The organism is Mesorhizobium sp. CNPSo 4661 (genome assembly GCF_057784215.1).
The window spans coordinates 222,258-237,279 of record NZ_JBWGIO010000013.1 but is presented as its reverse complement, the minus strand read 5'-3'; the positions used below and the strand labels follow the sequence as shown (position 1 = coordinate 237,279).

At 65.5% G+C, this 15,022-nt stretch carries 12 protein-coding genes; 8 read left to right on the top strand and 4 right to left on the bottom strand.

All coding sequences use genetic code 11. The features are described 5' to 3' along the window. Positions 1–193: 193 nt before the first annotated feature. The gene (gene typA / locus AC0YKC_RS21335) at positions 194–2,023 is read right to left on the bottom strand and encodes a translational GTPase TypA (RefSeq protein WP_434724439.1); all 1,830 of its coding nucleotides are present in this window, start codon (positions 2,021–2,023) and stop codon (positions 194–196) included. Between the two features lie 215 nt (positions 2,024–2,238). Here typA and AC0YKC_RS21330 point away from each other — a divergent pair, with 215 nt between their 5' ends. Further along, on the top strand, positions 2,239–2,508 hold the full coding sequence (locus AC0YKC_RS21330) for a hypothetical protein (protein WP_488512434.1): 270 nt from the start codon (positions 2,239–2,241) through the stop codon (positions 2,506–2,508). Positions 2,509–2,718: 210 nt separating this feature from the next. On the opposite strand, the gene AC0YKC_RS21325 is transcribed toward AC0YKC_RS21330, so the two are convergent. Together AC0YKC_RS21325 and AC0YKC_RS21320 are read right to left on the bottom strand one after the other, a co-directional pair. Further along, a complete protein-coding gene (locus AC0YKC_RS21325; RefSeq protein ID WP_488512433.1) occupies positions 2,719–4,293 on the bottom strand; it encodes an alkaline phosphatase D family protein in 1,575 nt (524 codons plus the stop codon). Between the two features lie 310 nt (positions 4,294–4,603). Next, entirely contained in the window at positions 4,604–5,887 is a 1,284-nt protein-coding gene (locus AC0YKC_RS21320; protein ID WP_488512432.1) for an MFS transporter, read from the bottom strand. Between the two features lie 78 nt (positions 5,888–5,965). Here AC0YKC_RS21320 and AC0YKC_RS21315 point away from each other — a divergent pair, with 78 nt between their 5' ends. The 7 genes from AC0YKC_RS21315 to AC0YKC_RS21285 all read left to right on the top strand — a co-directional run bounded on the left by AC0YKC_RS21315 (position 5,966) and on the right by AC0YKC_RS21285 (position 14,477). Continuing rightward, a complete protein-coding gene (locus AC0YKC_RS21315; RefSeq protein ID WP_488512431.1) occupies positions 5,966–6,574 on the top strand; it encodes a TetR/AcrR family transcriptional regulator in 609 nt (202 codons plus the stop codon). Between the two features lie 45 nt (positions 6,575–6,619). Continuing rightward, entirely contained in the window at positions 6,620–7,210 is a 591-nt protein-coding gene (locus AC0YKC_RS21310) for a hypothetical protein (protein ID WP_434724443.1), read from the top strand. A 103-nt stretch (positions 7,211–7,313) separates the two neighbouring features. Next, complete coding sequence (locus AC0YKC_RS21305) at positions 7,314–9,374, top strand: 3-hydroxyacyl-CoA dehydrogenase NAD-binding domain-containing protein (protein ID WP_488512429.1); 2,061 nt, start codon at positions 7,314–7,316, stop codon at positions 9,372–9,374. 333 nt (positions 9,375–9,707) lie between these two features. Further along, the gene (locus AC0YKC_RS21300) at positions 9,708–10,733 is read left to right on the top strand and encodes a BMP family protein (RefSeq protein WP_488512428.1); all 1,026 of its coding nucleotides are present in this window, start codon (positions 9,708–9,710) and stop codon (positions 10,731–10,733) included. A 227-nt stretch (positions 10,734–10,960) separates the two neighbouring features. After that, positions 10,961–12,481: an ABC transporter ATP-binding protein gene (locus AC0YKC_RS21295; protein ID WP_488512427.1), complete on the top strand. Its 1,521-nt coding sequence runs from the start codon at positions 10,961–10,963 to the stop codon at positions 12,479–12,481. After that, the gene (locus tag AC0YKC_RS21290; protein ID WP_488512426.1) at positions 12,481–13,536 is read left to right on the top strand and encodes an ABC transporter permease; all 1,056 of its coding nucleotides are present in this window, start codon (positions 12,481–12,483) and stop codon (positions 13,534–13,536) included. The genes AC0YKC_RS21295 and AC0YKC_RS21290 overlap by 1 nt, the downstream gene beginning before the upstream one ends. Then, a complete protein-coding gene (locus tag AC0YKC_RS21285) occupies positions 13,533–14,477 on the top strand; it encodes an ABC transporter permease (protein WP_488512425.1) in 945 nt (314 codons plus the stop codon). Before AC0YKC_RS21290 ends, AC0YKC_RS21285 begins: the two co-directional genes overlap by 4 nt. A 183-nt stretch (positions 14,478–14,660) precedes the next feature. On the opposite strand, the gene AC0YKC_RS21280 is transcribed toward AC0YKC_RS21285, so the two are convergent. After that, on the bottom strand, positions 14,661–14,999 hold the full coding sequence (locus AC0YKC_RS21280) for an SDR family oxidoreductase (protein WP_488512445.1): 339 nt from the start codon (positions 14,997–14,999) through the stop codon (positions 14,661–14,663). Positions 15,000–15,022: the final 23 nt, after the last annotated feature.

Here is a 15,022-nt window from a genome sequence, read left to right as displayed (position 1 = left end):
CGATCGATCTTGCGAAGCAGATGATCAGCCGGAACCAGCTGATCCAACGTCACCATCTCAAGCGCGGTCTGTTCGGGGGCGGGTCGCTTCAACATGACCCAGTGAATCAAAAACCCCCGGCTAACGCCAGGGGTTTGTCAGCAGTCTGAAGGGAGGGAGCATTGCTCCCTCCCTCGGATGTTTGGGGCTGGGTTTACGCCGCGCCCATCACCTTGGCCGCCTTCTCGAAACGCTTGCGCTCGTTCGGGTCGAGATAGAGCTTGCGGAGCCGGATGGTCTTCGGCGTCACCTCGACCAGCTCGTCATCCTGGATCCAGGCCAGCGCCCGCTCCAGCGTCATGCGGATCGGCGGGGTCAGCTTCACCGCCTCGTCCTTGCCGGCGGCGCGGATGTTGGTGAGCTTCTTGCCCTTGAGCACGTTCACTTCGAGGTCGTTGTCGCGCGAATGGATGCCGATGATCATGCCCTGATAGACCTTGACACCCGGATCGATGATCATCGGGCCGCGGTCTTCGAGGTTCCACATCGCATAGGCGACGGACTCGCCCTGCTCGTTGGAGATCAGCACGCCATTGGTGCGGCCGGGCAATTCGCCCTTATAGGGCTCGTAGGCGAAGAACAGCCGGTTCATCACCGCTGTGCCGCGCGTGTCGGTCAACAGTTCCGACTGGTAGCCGATCAGGCCGCGCGTCGGCGCGTGGAAGACGAGGCGCTGGCGATTGCCGCCGGAGGGACGCAGCTCGACCATCTCGGCCTTGCGCTCCGACATTTTCTGCACGACGACGCCGGCGTGCTCCTCGTCGACGTCGATGACGACTTCCTCGACCGGTTCGAGCAGTTGGCCGTCCTCGCCCTTCTGCATGACGACGCGCGGACGCGACACGGCGAGCTCGAAGCCCTCGCGGCGCATCGTCTCGATCAGCACCGCGAGCTGCAATTCGCCACGGCCGGAGACGAAGAAGGAGTCCTTCTCTGACGATTCCTCGATCTTGAGCGCGACGTTGCCCTCGGCCTCGCGCAGCAGGCGGTCGCGGATGACGCGGCTGGTCACCTTGTCGCCCTCGGTGCCGGCAAGCGGGCTGTCATTGACGAGGAAGGACATGGTCACGGTCGGCGGATCGATCGGCTGCGCATGCAACGGCTCGCTCACCGCCAGATCGCAGAAGGTGTCGGCGACGGTGCCCTTCGACAGGCCGGCGATGGCCACGATGTCGCCCGCCTGCGCTTCGTCGATCGGCTGGCGCTCGAGGCCGCGGAAGGCGAGGATCTTGGAGACGCGGCCGGTCTCGATCTGGGTGCCGTCATGGTGCAGCACCTTGACCGCCTGGTTGGCCTTCAGCGTGCCGGACTCGATGCGGCCGGTGATGATGCGGCCGAGGAACGGGTTGGCTTCGAGGATGGTGCCGATCATGCGGAACGGGCCGGGATGGACCGTCGGCGCCGGCACATGCTTGACGACGAGGTCGAACAATGGCGCCAGTTGCTGATCCTTCGGACCCTCGGGGTTTTCCGACACCCAGCCGTCGCGGCCCGAACCGTAGAGGATCGGGAAGTCGAGCTGCTCGTCGGTGGCGTCGAGCGCGGCGAACAGGTCGAACACCTCGTTGACCACTTCGATATGGCGGGCATCCGGACGGTCGATCTTGTTGATGACGACGATGGGGCGCAGGCCGACCTTGAGCGCCTTGCCGACGACGAACTTGGTCTGCGGCATCGGCCCTTCGGCGGCGTCGACGAGCACGATCGCCGAATCCACCATCGACAGGATGCGCTCGACCTCGCCGCCGAAATCGGCGTGTCCGGGCGTGTCGACGATGTTGATGCGGGTGCCGTGCCAGTCGACCGAGGTCGCTTTGGCGAGGATGGTGATGCCGCGCTCTTTTTCGAGGTCGTTGGAATCCATGGCGCGTTCGGCGACGCGCTGGTTGTCGCGGAAGGCTCCGGACTGTTTCAGAAGCTGGTCGACCAGCGTGGTTTTGCCATGGTCGACGTGCGCGATGATCGCGATATTGCGGAGGTTCATTTTGTCTGGTCTCGGGAACGTTGCAGGCGGCAGGCTTAACAAGCGCCGCCTTTTTCGGTTGCGCGGCTCATACAAGGTTTTTCGCAATTGCGAAAGGGGAGGCCCGACCCCAAATAAATGGTCACTGATTCTTAAACGTCTTGGTGTGAAATGATTCTGTTAACCAAGGCGGAACCTTTGAGGGCCCGGACAGTTCGATGTTCATGAGCGATCATATGTCCAGATTGCGTCCGGTTTTTGCGTGGGCAGCGCTTGGCACGCTCGTCGCGGCCGGTGCCGCGCAGTCGGCGGCCACGCTCAGGGAAGCCGACCCGATCACGCCACCCGACGCCAGGACCGCGCAGCAGATGTTCGCCGACGCCCCCGACGGCGTCGACCCGATCGTCACCGGCCCGGTCAGCGCCTCCTTCAAGCAGCGCCAGAAGGACGCCAACTGCGACACCGCAGTCTGGCCGAACGTTCCGCGTACCTGCTATCCGGATTGATAACGCCTTGCCGTAACGCGGGAAACGCCGGCGGGACAGCACCCCCCTCTGCCCTGCCGGGCATCTCCCCCGCAAGGGGGGAGATCAGATGTCACATAGGCTTTCGCTAATCGCCGACGTGGGAGAGAAAGCGCCGGCGACGGAGCTGCCAATCTCCCCCCTTACGGGGGAGATTGTCCGGCAGGACAGAGGGGGTGCCTCGCGCCGACCTTACGCAGACCGCACGGGGTCCAATGTCACCTTGTAAAGCTCGTTGTCGTCGCGATCCATCAGCCGCACCGTGAGCTGCTCGGTGGCGCCGGAGATATCGACCAGGCCGAAGAACTGCAGCCCGGCCGACGGCGGCAGGTTCTGGCCCTGGTCGGCGGTCGGCGCCTTGATGAATTTCAGCTCGGGCCCAAACGTCATGTCGAGGTCGTTGGGGCCGAAGGTGCCGGCATGGATCGGGCCGGAGACGAATTCCCAGAACGGATTGAAATCCTGGAACTGCGCCTTGTCGGGATTGTAGTAATGCGCCGCGGTGTAGTGGACGTCGGCGGTGAGCCACACCGTGTTGGTGATGCCGGCATTCTTGATGAAGCGCAGCACATCCGCGAATTCGAGCTCGCGACCCTTCGGCGCGCCATTGTCGTTGTTGCTGACGGCCTCGAAGCCGACCTTCTTCGCCGCGTCGTCCCAGACCACGAGGCTGAGCGGCATGTCGGCGGCGATGATCTTCCAGGTCGCCTTGGAGTTGGCCAGCTCGCGCTTCAGCCACTTGGACTGCTCCTCGCCGATCATGCGCGACTTCGGCGTCAGCGTTTCATCCAGATTGGGGCCGTTGGGGCCGCGATAGGAGCGCATGTCGAGGAAGAACACGTCGAGCAGCGGCCCGTGCGAGATCTTGCGGTAGACGCGGCCCGGCTCCGACGGCTCGTAGCGGATGGTGGTCATTTCGTGGAAGGCGCGTGCCGCCCGGGCGGCCAGCACATGGATCGACTTTTCCTTGTAGCGGTCGTCGGCGGCGAGATTCTTCGAATCCGACCAGTTGTTGAGCACCTCGTGGTCGTCCCACTGGTAGAAGGTCGGGCAGATGGCGGAGAGGCCAAGCACATGCTTGTCCATCATGTTGTATTTCCACTGGTCGCGGTACTCGTCCAGCGTCTCGGCGACCTTGCGCTTGCCGTCGAGCATGACGACGTTCTTCCACTTACCGCCGCCGGGGAGGTCGACCTCATCCTTCATGGCGCCGTCGGCATAGATCGTGTCGCCGGAATGCAGGAAGAAGTCCGGCGTGTGCTTGGCGATGGTCGAATAGGTCTTCATGCCGGTCTCGTCGATGCCCCAGCCCTGGCCGGCCGTGTCGCCCGACCAGGCGAAGCGCACGTCGCGCTTTGACGACGGCGCGGTGCGGAAGCGGCCGACGATCGGCTCGGAGACGGCGTTGATGTCGGAAAGATCGGCCGCGGTCATGCGGTAGAAGACGTCCTGGTCCGAGGCGAGGTCGGTGAGCAGCCGCTTGACCGTATAGTCGCTGGCCGGCGAGGTATCGAGCGCAGCCAGCCTGGTCGCGTTGGCGAAGCTTTCGGTCGTCGACACTTCGTACATGACGCGCGCCGGACGGTCGGTGCGGGTCCACACCATGCCGGACGTGGCGTCGACGTCGCCCGACTGGACGCCATGCGTGAAGGCCGGCCGCTGGCTGGCGCGGGAATAATAGGGCAGCCCGAGCCCGGAGGCGCCGACAAGGCCAAAGGCGCTGGCCGAGGTGACGAAAGCGCGGCGGGTCAACGAGAGCTTGTTCATGGCTGTCTCCGGATGGCGTTGAACGGGACCGCCAAGCTCACGCCTCAATGTTTCAGGCACATTTCGGAACCATGAAGTTTTGATAACAGTCGACAGCTCTTCCCTTCTCCCCTTGTGGGAGAAGGTGGATCGGCGCGTTAGCGCCGAGACGGATGAGGGGGTGTTCCAGCGGAGTGAGGCGTTGACGTTCCTATGGGTGAGGCGTCGCCGGCGTTCCAGCTGAGTGAGACGCTGGCTTTCCCTGGAGCACCCCTCATCCGACCGCTTCGCGGCCACCTTCTCCCACAAGGGGAGAAGGGAAAGTCGCGCCTTAAGCCGCCTGCGGCTCCGGCTCGAACGCCGGCCTGCTCGTGTTGATCAGCAGCGAAATACAAGCCGCCGCAATGCCCGTCATCCCTGCGATCAGGAAGGCCAGCTCGTAATTGCCCTGCAGCTCGCGCATCGTGCCGCCGAAGGCTGCGGCCGCCGCCGCGCCCACCTGGTGGCCGGCGACGATCCAGCCGAACACGATCGGCCCGCTGCGGTCGCCGAACGCCTCGTTGGCGAGCCTGAGCGTCGGCGGCACCGTGGCGATCCAGTCGAGGCCGTAGAGCACGGCGAAGATGACCAGGCTGGTCGCCGAGAAACCGGAATAAGGCAGGTAGATCAGCGACAGCCCGCGCACCGCGTAGTAGACGCCGAGCAGCTTGCGCGGATCGAAGCGGTCGGTGAGCCAGCCGGACAGCGTGGTGCCGATCAGGTCGAAGATGCCCATCATCGACAGCAGCCCGGCCGCCTGCACCTCACCGATGCCCATGTCGCCGCAGAAGGCGATGAGATGCGTGCCGACGAGGCCGTTGGTGGTGAAGCCGCAGACGAAGAAGGTGGCGAACAGATACCAGAACACCCGTGTGCCGGCGGCGCGCCGCAACGTGTTCAGCGTATGCGCCAGGAAATTGCCCTGCGATGCGGGCGACACCGGCGGCACGTCGTCGGCATCGGCGCCGTAGCGCACCTGGCCGATGGAAGCGGGGCGCTCCGGCACCAGCAGCAAGACGAACGGGATCAGCGCCGCCGTCGCGATCGCGACCGCTATCGCCACCGGCTTCCAGCCGCCGCTCTGCGCCAGCGAAGCGATGAGCGGCAGGAACACAAGCATGCCGGTGGCGCTGGAGGCCGACATCAGACCCATCATCAGGCCGCGATTGGTCTTGAACCAGCGGTTGACGATGGTGGCGCCCAGCACGCTCGCTACCGCGCCCGAACCGATGCCGGAAAACACGCCCCAGGTGATGAAGAGGTGCCAGGGCTTGGTCATCAACAGGCTGAGCGCGGTCGATCCCGACATCACCAGCAGCGCGCCGAGCAGCGTGCGGCGCAGCCCGATGCGTTCCATCAGCGCGGCGGCGAACGGTCCGGTCAAGCCGTAAAGCAGGATGCCGACGCTGGCGGCCCAGGAGGTGACGTCGCGGCGCCAGCCGAAGCTTTCTTCCAGCGGAACCATCATCACCGACGGCGCCGAACGAAGCCCCGCCGCGATCAGCAAACAGAAGAAAATGACGGCAACGACAACGAAAGCGTAACGCTGGCCAAACGGGCGGGACTGGACTATCATGTTACTGACCGGTACGTTGCAATGGGATAGCGCCATACATACGTACCGGTCAGTAACATTGTCAAGCGAGTTGTTTGCATGCCATCGGACAATAAAATTGAAGCGTCGTTGAACGCGCCCCCCGCCCCGAAAGCGGCGGACAAGATCCTGGACGTGGCGCGCGACCTTTTTTATCGCGAGGGCATCAGGGCGATCGGCGTCGACGAGATCGTCAGGCGCGCCGGCGTCACCAAGCCGAGCCTCTACCGCAGCTTCCCGTCCAAGGACGAGCTCGCCGCCTCTTATCTGCGCAAATACGACCTCGAATTCTGGGAGCGGTTCGACGAGGCCGTCGACGCGCATCCGGGCAATCCGCGCGCTCAGATCATCGCATTCCTGACCCGGGTCGGCAAACGCACCCAGAAACCGGACTATCGCGGCTGCGGCATGACCAACGCTGCGGTGGAATATCCCGAACATGGGCACCCCGCGCGGGTGGTGAGCGAGAACAACAAGGTGGAATTGCGCCGGCGCCTGCGCGCCATGGCCGCCGCGATGGGCGCTGCCGATTCCGACACGCTGGGCGACGGCCTGCTGCTCCTCATCGAGGGCGCCTATATCAGTGGCCAGTTGTTCGGCCTGGGCGGACCGGCGGCCGCCGTCGCCCGCAACGCCGACCTGCTGATCGAAGCCAGCTTGAAGAAATAGCAAACGACGTTACGCTCTCGGCAACTCGAAAAGGAGTTGCCTGCCATGCGCGCTCTTCTGATCCCGCTCGCCCTCGCCGGTTTGTGCCAGGCGGCCCAGGCCGGCGAAATCTCCAGCGCCTACACCGATCTCGACTCGAAGAAGGACTGCGTAACCTACGCCCAGGCCGGGCAAGGCGACGGCGACTGGGCGAACCTCGTCTGCTCCGGCTATCGCGGCTACCCGGTCTTGATCGGCTACGATGATGCGCGCGAATCCGTCTATTATGGCTTCCCGTCGGACGACATGACCGCGGTCTGGGAGAGCTTCACCGCCTTTAACGGCTCCGGCCCCAAGGTCGAGTGGCGCATCGAGACAAATGGCGACGTCGCCATCCCTTTCGCTGCCATTCATCGCCGCTCGGTCAGCAACCCTGAGGACGATAAGAAATCGACCGACGTGCTGGTCGTCGCCAAGGTCGCGCAACCGGAAGAGCATCAGGGCTGCACCGTCGGTCTGGTTTTGGCCACCGGCAACCCGCAAGCCAACGACCAGGCCCGCAAGCTCGCTGACGAAAAGGCGAAGACCTTCACCTGCGGCAAGGACAAGCGCGAAGTGATCGGCGACGTGCCGCCCTTCGGCCGGGTTGATAACTAGCCGCTCCGCGTCAACGATTGGGCCAGCGCCGCATCGGGTTCCCATCCGGGTCGCTGCCTAGTAAACCCTTGTTCCGATTGCAGCCGGTCTCGGGAGGTTCCGCTTGTCCAGTTCTGTCAGCGTCGCAAACGAGAACGGCATCGCGGTGGTCACCATCGACAACCCGCCGGTCAATGCGCTGAGCTTTCACGTCCGCAAACCGCTTTACGAGGCGCTTGCCGCGCTGCGCGACGATCCCGCCGCGAGCGCGATCGTCATCGCTTGCGCCGGGCGCACCTTTGTCGCCGGCGCCGACATCACCGAATTCGGCAAGCCGCTCCAGCAGCCGGAACTGCGCGCCATCATCGCCTTGCTGGAAACGCTTCCCAAGCCGACGGTCGCCGCCATTCACGGCACGGCGCTGGGCGGCGGGCTGGAGCTTGCGCTCGGCTGCCACTTCCGCGTCGCGGATGCCGGTGCCAAACTCGGCCTGCCGGAAGTGAAGCTCGGCCTTTTGCCTGGCGGCGGCGGCACGGTGCGCCTGCCGCGCCTTGTGGGTGCGGCGAAAGCGCTCGGCATGATCGTTTCCGGAGCGCCGGTTTCAGCCGACGACGCGAAGGCCGCCGGCTTCGTGGATGCGGTATTCGACGGCGATCTGCTTGCCCAGGCCATTCGTTTCGCCAACGAAATGGTCGCGCAAGGCGGACCGTTCGTGCTGGTACGCGACCGCAATGACCGCCTTGCCGCGACCGATCTCGCCGCTTTCGACGCCCAGGCGGCGGAACTCGCCAGGAAGGCGCGCGGACTGGAAGCGCTGCTTGCCTGCGCCGAGGCCGTGCGCAATGCGATCACCTTGCCGTTCGACGAAGCGCTGGCGGCGGAGCGCCAGCTTTTCCTGAAACTCGTCTCCGGAGACCAGTCGCGCGCGCAGCGGCATTTGTTCTTCGCCGAGCGCGAGGCGGCGAAGCTGCCGGGCAAGGACCTGCAGAGGCGCCGGATCGAGCGCATCGGCGTCATCGGCGCCGGCACCATGGGCGGCGGCATCGCCATGGCTTTCGCCAATGGCGGCCTTCCGGTGACTTTGCTTGAGACCAGCGAAGAGGCGCTGCGGCGCGGGCTTGCGACGATCGACAAGAACTATGCCGTTTCGGTCAGCCGCGGCTCGTTGACGGACGAGGCGAAGCAGAAGCGGGTCGGACTGTTCAAGGGCAGCACCGACTATGCCGACCTCGCCGATTGCGATTTGATCATCGAGGCCGTGTTCGAGGACATGGCGGTGAAGAAAGAGGTGTTCGGCAAGCTCGACGCCATCGCTAGGCCCGGCGCCATCCTCGCCACCAACACCTCCTATCTCGACGTCGACGCGATCGCCGCCTCGACCTCTCGTCCAGGCGACGTGCTCGGCATGCATTTCTTTTCGCCGGCAAACGTCATGAAGCTCCTCGAGATCGTGCGCGCCGAAAAGACCGCGCCCGACGCGCTGGCGACGGTCGCCGATCTTGCCCGGCGCATCGGCAAGGTGGCCGTGGTCGTCGGCGTCTGCCACGGTTTCGTCGGCAACCGCATGCTGTCCGCGCGCGGCGCGGAAAACGAATTTTTGTTGCTCGAAGGTGCAACGCCGCATGAGGTCGACAAGGCGTTCACCGATTTCGGCTGGCCGATGGGGCCGTTCCAGATGGGCGACCTCGCCGGCCTCGACATCGGCTGGCGCAACCGCAAGGCCCGCGGCCTCACCGCGCTGATCGCCGACACGCTGTGCGAGCAGGGCCATTTCGGCCAAAAGACCGGGCGCGGCTGGTACCGCTATGAGAGCGGCTCGCGCGAGCCGCTCTCGGATTCGGAAGTCGAGGCGCTGATCCGCGCCAAGGCGGCTGAACTGGGCATCCCCCGACGCGAGATCAGCGCCGGCGAGATCATCGAACGCACGCTCTACCCACTCGTCAACGAGGGCGCGAAGATTCTCGAGGAAGGCATCGCCGCGCGGGCGTCCGACATCGACGTGGTCTGGGTCAACGGCTACGGCTTCCCGATCGGCAAGGGAGGGCCGATGTTCTGGGCCGGGCTCGAAGGGGCGAAGAAGATCGTCGAGCGGCTGGAGCATTGGCACGGTCAGACCGGCCGGGCGATCTTCGAGCCGGCGCCGCCGCTGAGGCGATTTGCCGAGACGGGGGCGTGGGAGAGTTAGCCATCCGGAACGAGCGCCGGAGTTCCTTCGCACCCCCCTCTGTCCTGCCGGACATCTCCCCCGCAAGGGGGGAGATTGGCAGCTCTGGCGTCTCGCTCCTCTTGCAACGTTGGAGATTAGCGAAGGCCGTCATCTGATCTCCCCCCTTGTGGGGGAGATGGCCGGCAGGCCAGAGGGGGGTGCTGTCACGCCGATCTTCCCGGCTTGCTCGCCGCAGCGCCACACGCCAAATTTGACCATGTGGACAAAACTCAGGCGCCGTTCCATAGTCCCGGGCGTCTGACATTCTTGAACGGCCGGCTCGACACGGCTGTCGAACAGAGGGGCACTTCAATGGAAAACGAACGTAGCAAAACGCAACGCACGGGCCTGTCGCGGCGCAGCGTGCTGGAACTCGGCGCGCTCGGCCTTGCGGCCACCGTGCTGCCCGGCGCGGCCTTCGCCAAGGACAAGAAGCTGAAGGTGGCGGCGATCTTCGCCACGCCGATCGAGGAACCGTGGGACAACCAGATCCATGTCGCCCTGCAGAAGGCCGAGAAGGAACTGGGCATCGAATACAAATGGTCGGAAAAGGTGCAGACCGCCGACTTCAGCCGCGTCATGCGCGAATATGCTCAAGGGGGCTACCAGTTGGTGCTGGGCGACGCCTTCGCCGCCGAGCGTGAATCGCGCAAGACCGCCAAGCAATTCCCGAAGACCGCCTGGCTGTTCGGCTCCGGCGCCGGCCCGGCCGAACCCAATTTCGGCGTCTTCGACAACTGGATCCATGAGCCCGCCTACCTCTCCGGCATGATCGCCGGCAAGATGTCGAAGTCGGGCACGGTGGGCGCCGTCGCGGCGATGGGCATTCCGGAGGTGAACCGGCTGGTCAACGCCTTCTTCGCCGGCGCCAAGGAGGTCAATCCGAACGTCAAGAAGAAGGTCGCCTTCATCGGCTCCTTCTTCGATCCGCCCAAGGCCAAGGAAGCGGCCGTGGCGCAGATCGACGCCGGCGTCGACGTCATCTATGCCGAGCGCTTCGGCGTCATCGAGGCGGCGGTCGAGAAGAAGATCTTCGCCATCTCCAACATGTCCGACCAGTCCAGTCTAGGGCCCGACACGGTCATCACCGGCCCGGTCTGGGACATGTACCCGACGGTCGAGCAGGCGATCAAGCTGGTCAAGGCCGGTGTCTTCACCGCGCAGGACTATGGCGATTTCTCGCGCATGGCCAAGGGCGGCTCGTATCTGGCGCCCTACCACAAATTCGACAAGACGCTGCCCGCCGACGTCAAGGACCTCGTCGAGAAGAAGAAGGCCGAGATCCTCGAAGGCAATTTCCGCGTCGACGTCGACGAGAACACGCCGGTTTCGGATTGACGCCTTGTTGAGGGGCGGCGTGAGGCCCCCCTCTCTGTCCTGCCGGACATCTCCCCCTCAAGGGGGGAGATTGGCAGTTCCGTCGACGGCGCTTGATCTTTTCAACGTTGAAAGCTGGCGAAAGCCGCGGTGACATCTGATCTCCCCCCTTGAGGGGGGAGATGGCCGGCAGGCCAGAGAGGGGGGCCTCGCGCTGCCCTCGGGAATGCAAATTCAGGGAGCACCCCTTGTCCGCCCCACTCATCGAAATGCGCGGCATCACCAAGAGCTTCGACGCCGTCAAGGCGAACGAGGCCGTCGATCTTAGTGTCGCGCCCGGCGAGATTCTCGGCCTTTTGGGCGAGAACGGCGCCGGCAAGACGACGCTGATGAACGTGCTGTTCGGCGCCTATGCGCCGGACGCCGGCGAGATCCTGGTCGAAGGCAGGCCCGTCGCCATCCACAATTCGGCCGACGCCCTGGCCGCCGGCATCGGCATGGTGCACCAGCATTTCCACCTCGCGCCGCGCCTGACGGTGCTGGAGAACCTCCTGATCGGCATTCCCGGCAAGTCCGGCCGCATCGATCGCGCCGGCGGGTTGGCGCGACTGAAGGAGATCAGCCGCCAGCATGGGCTGAGCCTCGATCCGTACTTGCCGGTGTCGGCGCTGTCGGTCGGCGAGCAGCAGCGGCTGGAAATCATCAAGGCGCTGTTTCGCGGCGCGAAGCTCCTGATCCTCGACGAGCCGACGGCGGTGCTGGCGCCTTCGGAGGTCGAAGGGCTGTTCGCCGCCCTGCGCTCCATGGCGGCGAAAGGGCTCGGCATCATCTTCATCTCGCACAAGCTCAACGAGGTCCGAGCGCTCACCCATCGCTGCGTCGTCCTGCGCCTCGGCAAGGTCGCCGGCCGCGTCGATCATCCGGCGAGCACCACATCGGCGGAAATGGCGAAGCTGATGTGCGGCCACGAGATCGTGCCGCCGATCAGGGAAGCTTCCGCGCCCGGCGCTGCCGTCATGACGCTGGACGGCATTTCCACCGCCGGCCATGCCGGCACGCCGTTGCGTGACGTCTCGCTTTTTGTCCGCGCTGGCGAGATCCTCGGCATCGCCGGCGTTTCCGGCAACGGCCAGCGGGCGCTCGCCGACGTCATTTCCGGCATGCTGCCGCCCAGAGCCGGCACGATGACGATAGCCGGCAAAGCGGTCGCGCAATTCTCGCCGCGCGAGCTGCAGGCGCTCGGCCTCGGCCGCATACCCGAGGACCGCATGACGACCGGCCTCGTCACCAACCTGCCTTTAGCCGACTCCATGGTGTTGCCGCGTATCGGCACCGAGACCTTCAGCCGTAAGGGGCTGCTCAATCCGGCCGCGATCCGCGCCTTCGCCGAGCAACAGATCAAGGCCTATGACATACGCTGCCCCGGCCCGATGGTGCGCGCCGGCGCGCTGTCCGGCGGCAATCTGCAGAAGGCGCTGCTGGCCCGCGAGCTGGCCTTCGATCCGAAGGTGCTTATCGTCTCGCAACCGACGCGCGGCCTCGACATCGGCGCCGCCCGCTTCATCCACGAAAAATTCCTGGCCATGCGCGCCAAGGGCTGCGGCATCGTCGTCATCGGCGAGGACCTCGAGGAATTGCTGATGCTCTCGGATCGCATCGCGGTGATGTATGAGGGCCGCATCGCCGGCACGCTGGACAGCAAGGATGCCACCGTCGCAAGGCTCGGCCTGATGATGACCGGCGCCGGACACGCCGAGGCGGCGGCCTGATGTTTCGCCTCGAAGCCCGCACCTCGACACCGGCCTGGTTCAATCTCGCGCTGCCGCTGTTGGCCATCGCCGCAACGCTCATCCTGTGCAGCGGCCTGATCGCCATCGCCGGCGCCGGCGTGATCGAGGCCTATGGCGTGATGCTGTCCGCCTCGCTCGGCGACAGCTACGCCATCACCGAGACGCTGGTGCGCGCCGCGCCGATGATCTTCACCGGCCTGGCGGTGGCGATCGCCTTCCGCACCAAATTCTGGAACATCGGCGCCGAGGGCCAGTTGCTCGCCGGCGCGGTGGCAAGCTGCTTCGTCGGCGCGATCCCGATGCCGGGTTACCTCGCCATGCTGTTGATGGCGCTGGCGGGCGCCGCCGCCGGCGCGCTCGTCGCGCTGGTGCCGGCGACGCTGCGGGTCAAGTTCAAGGTCGATGACGTGGTCAGCTCGCTACTGCTCAACTCGGTCATCTATTACGCGCTGATGGCGCTGATCGAAGGGCCTTGGAAGGACACTTTCTCCGGCTACCCGATCTCGCCGCCGATCGAGGACTCCGCCAACTTCCCGGTGCTGATCGAAGGCACGCGGCTGCATCTCGGCGTCATCGTGGCGCTGATCGCGGCACCCCTCTGCTGGTTCCTGATCGCGCGCACCACGCTCGGCTTCCGCATCCGCGTCACCGGCGAAAATCCGGAAGCCGCCCGCTATGGCGGCATCAACGTGCAGCGCGTGCTGCTCTCGACAGCCCTGCTCTCCGGCGCGCTGGCGGGCTTGGCCGGCGTCGGCGAGGTCGGCGGCGTGCATTTCCAGGTGATGAGCGACATCTCGCCCGGCTATGGCTATTCCGGCATCGTCGTCGCCATGCTCGCTCGTCTCAATCCGCTCGGCGTGGTGCCGGCGGCGATCTTCCTGGCCGCCGTCATGACCGGCGCCGAGGCGATGTCGCGCGCGACCGGCGTGCCGGCTTTCCTGAGCGACGTCATCCAGGGCACGGCGCTGCTTGCCATGCTGGTGGCGCTGCTCTTCACCGCCTACCGCATCCGCCGCGTGGGAGCGCAACCATGAGCGCGGTGTTCGAGCAGATCTTCCAGGTCGGCTTCCTTGCCGCCATCATCCGCATCGCCACGCCGCTCGCTTTCGCCACGCTTGGCGAAATGTTTTCCGAGCGCGCCGGCGTGCTCAATCTCGGCATCGAAGGCATCATGCTGTTGGCGGCGATGGCCGGCTTCACCGCCGCCAGCCTCAGCGGCAGCCTCTGGCTGGGCGTGCTGGTGGCCGTGCTGACCGGTGCCCTGATGGGCGCGCTGCATGCGCTGTTCACCGTGGCGCTGGGGCTGAGCCAGCATGTCTGCGGCATCGGTGTGACGCTGTTCTCATCCGGCCTTGCCTATTTCCTCTACCGGCTGATCTTCGGCCAGCAATCGGTGCCGCCGAGCATCGACGGTTTCAAGCCGGTGCCGATCCCGCTGCTCTCCGACATACCGGTGCTCGGCCTTGCCGTGTTCAACCAGTTCACGCTTGTCTATCTGGCGATCATCGCCGTCCCGCTCGCCGCCTTCGTGCTCTACCGCACGCCATGGGGGCTGTCGGTTCGCACGGTCGGGGAGAACCCGCGCGCGGCGGACTCGGCCGGCGTCAGCGTGATCGCCACGCGCTTCCAGGCGGTGATCCTCGGCGGCGCGCTGATGGGGCTTGCCGGCGCCTTCCTCACCATGGCGCAGTTCAACGCCTTCACCTTCGGCGTCGTCTCCGGGCGCGGCTGGGTGGCGATCGCACTGGTCGTGTTCGGCCGCTGGGATCCGTGGCGCTCGGCGGGAGCGGCACTGCTCTTCGCCTTCGTCGACGCGCTGCAGCTCAGGATGCAGGCCAGCGGCCTCGGCCACATCCCCTACGAAGCCTTCCTGATGCTGCCCTTCATCTTCACCATCGTTGCCATGGCGCTCATGTCGCGCAACGCAGTGGCGCCCTCGGCGCTGCTGAAGCCGTTCAGAAGGGAAGAGCGGTAGAGAGGATTTCCTCGCCCCCGCAACGCGGGGGAGAGGTGGCCGCGAAGCGGCCGGAGAGGGGGCTGCGACGCCGGTGATTTTCGCCGATCAACGCGAAGGCCGAGCCTTTCCCCTCTCCGTCTCGGCTTCGCCGAGCCACCTCTCCCCACTTTCGTGGGGCGAGGAACGCAGCCCGGAACGCCGTCACATCGCCGTAAACGCGTTGTCCACAAACAGGTGCGCGCCGTTGACGAAGCTGGATTCGTCGCTGGCCAGGAACAGTGCGGCCTTCGCCACTTCCTCCGGCTCGCCGATGCGCCCCTGCTGCGCGGCCATGGCCGGATCCGAGACATCGACGCCGAGCTTGCCGAGGTCGGCCACCTCGCGCAGCCCGTGCGGCGTGCGGATGAAACCGGGGCAGACCGCGTTGCAGCGGATGTTGCGGTCGCGGAACTCTACCGCGATGGCGCGAGCAAACATGTGGCAGGCCTGTAACGAAGGATTTTCAGCGCCTTGACCGGATCGCGCGGGTTCGGGCGCCAGCTGCGTCACGCGGATTTTGAGTA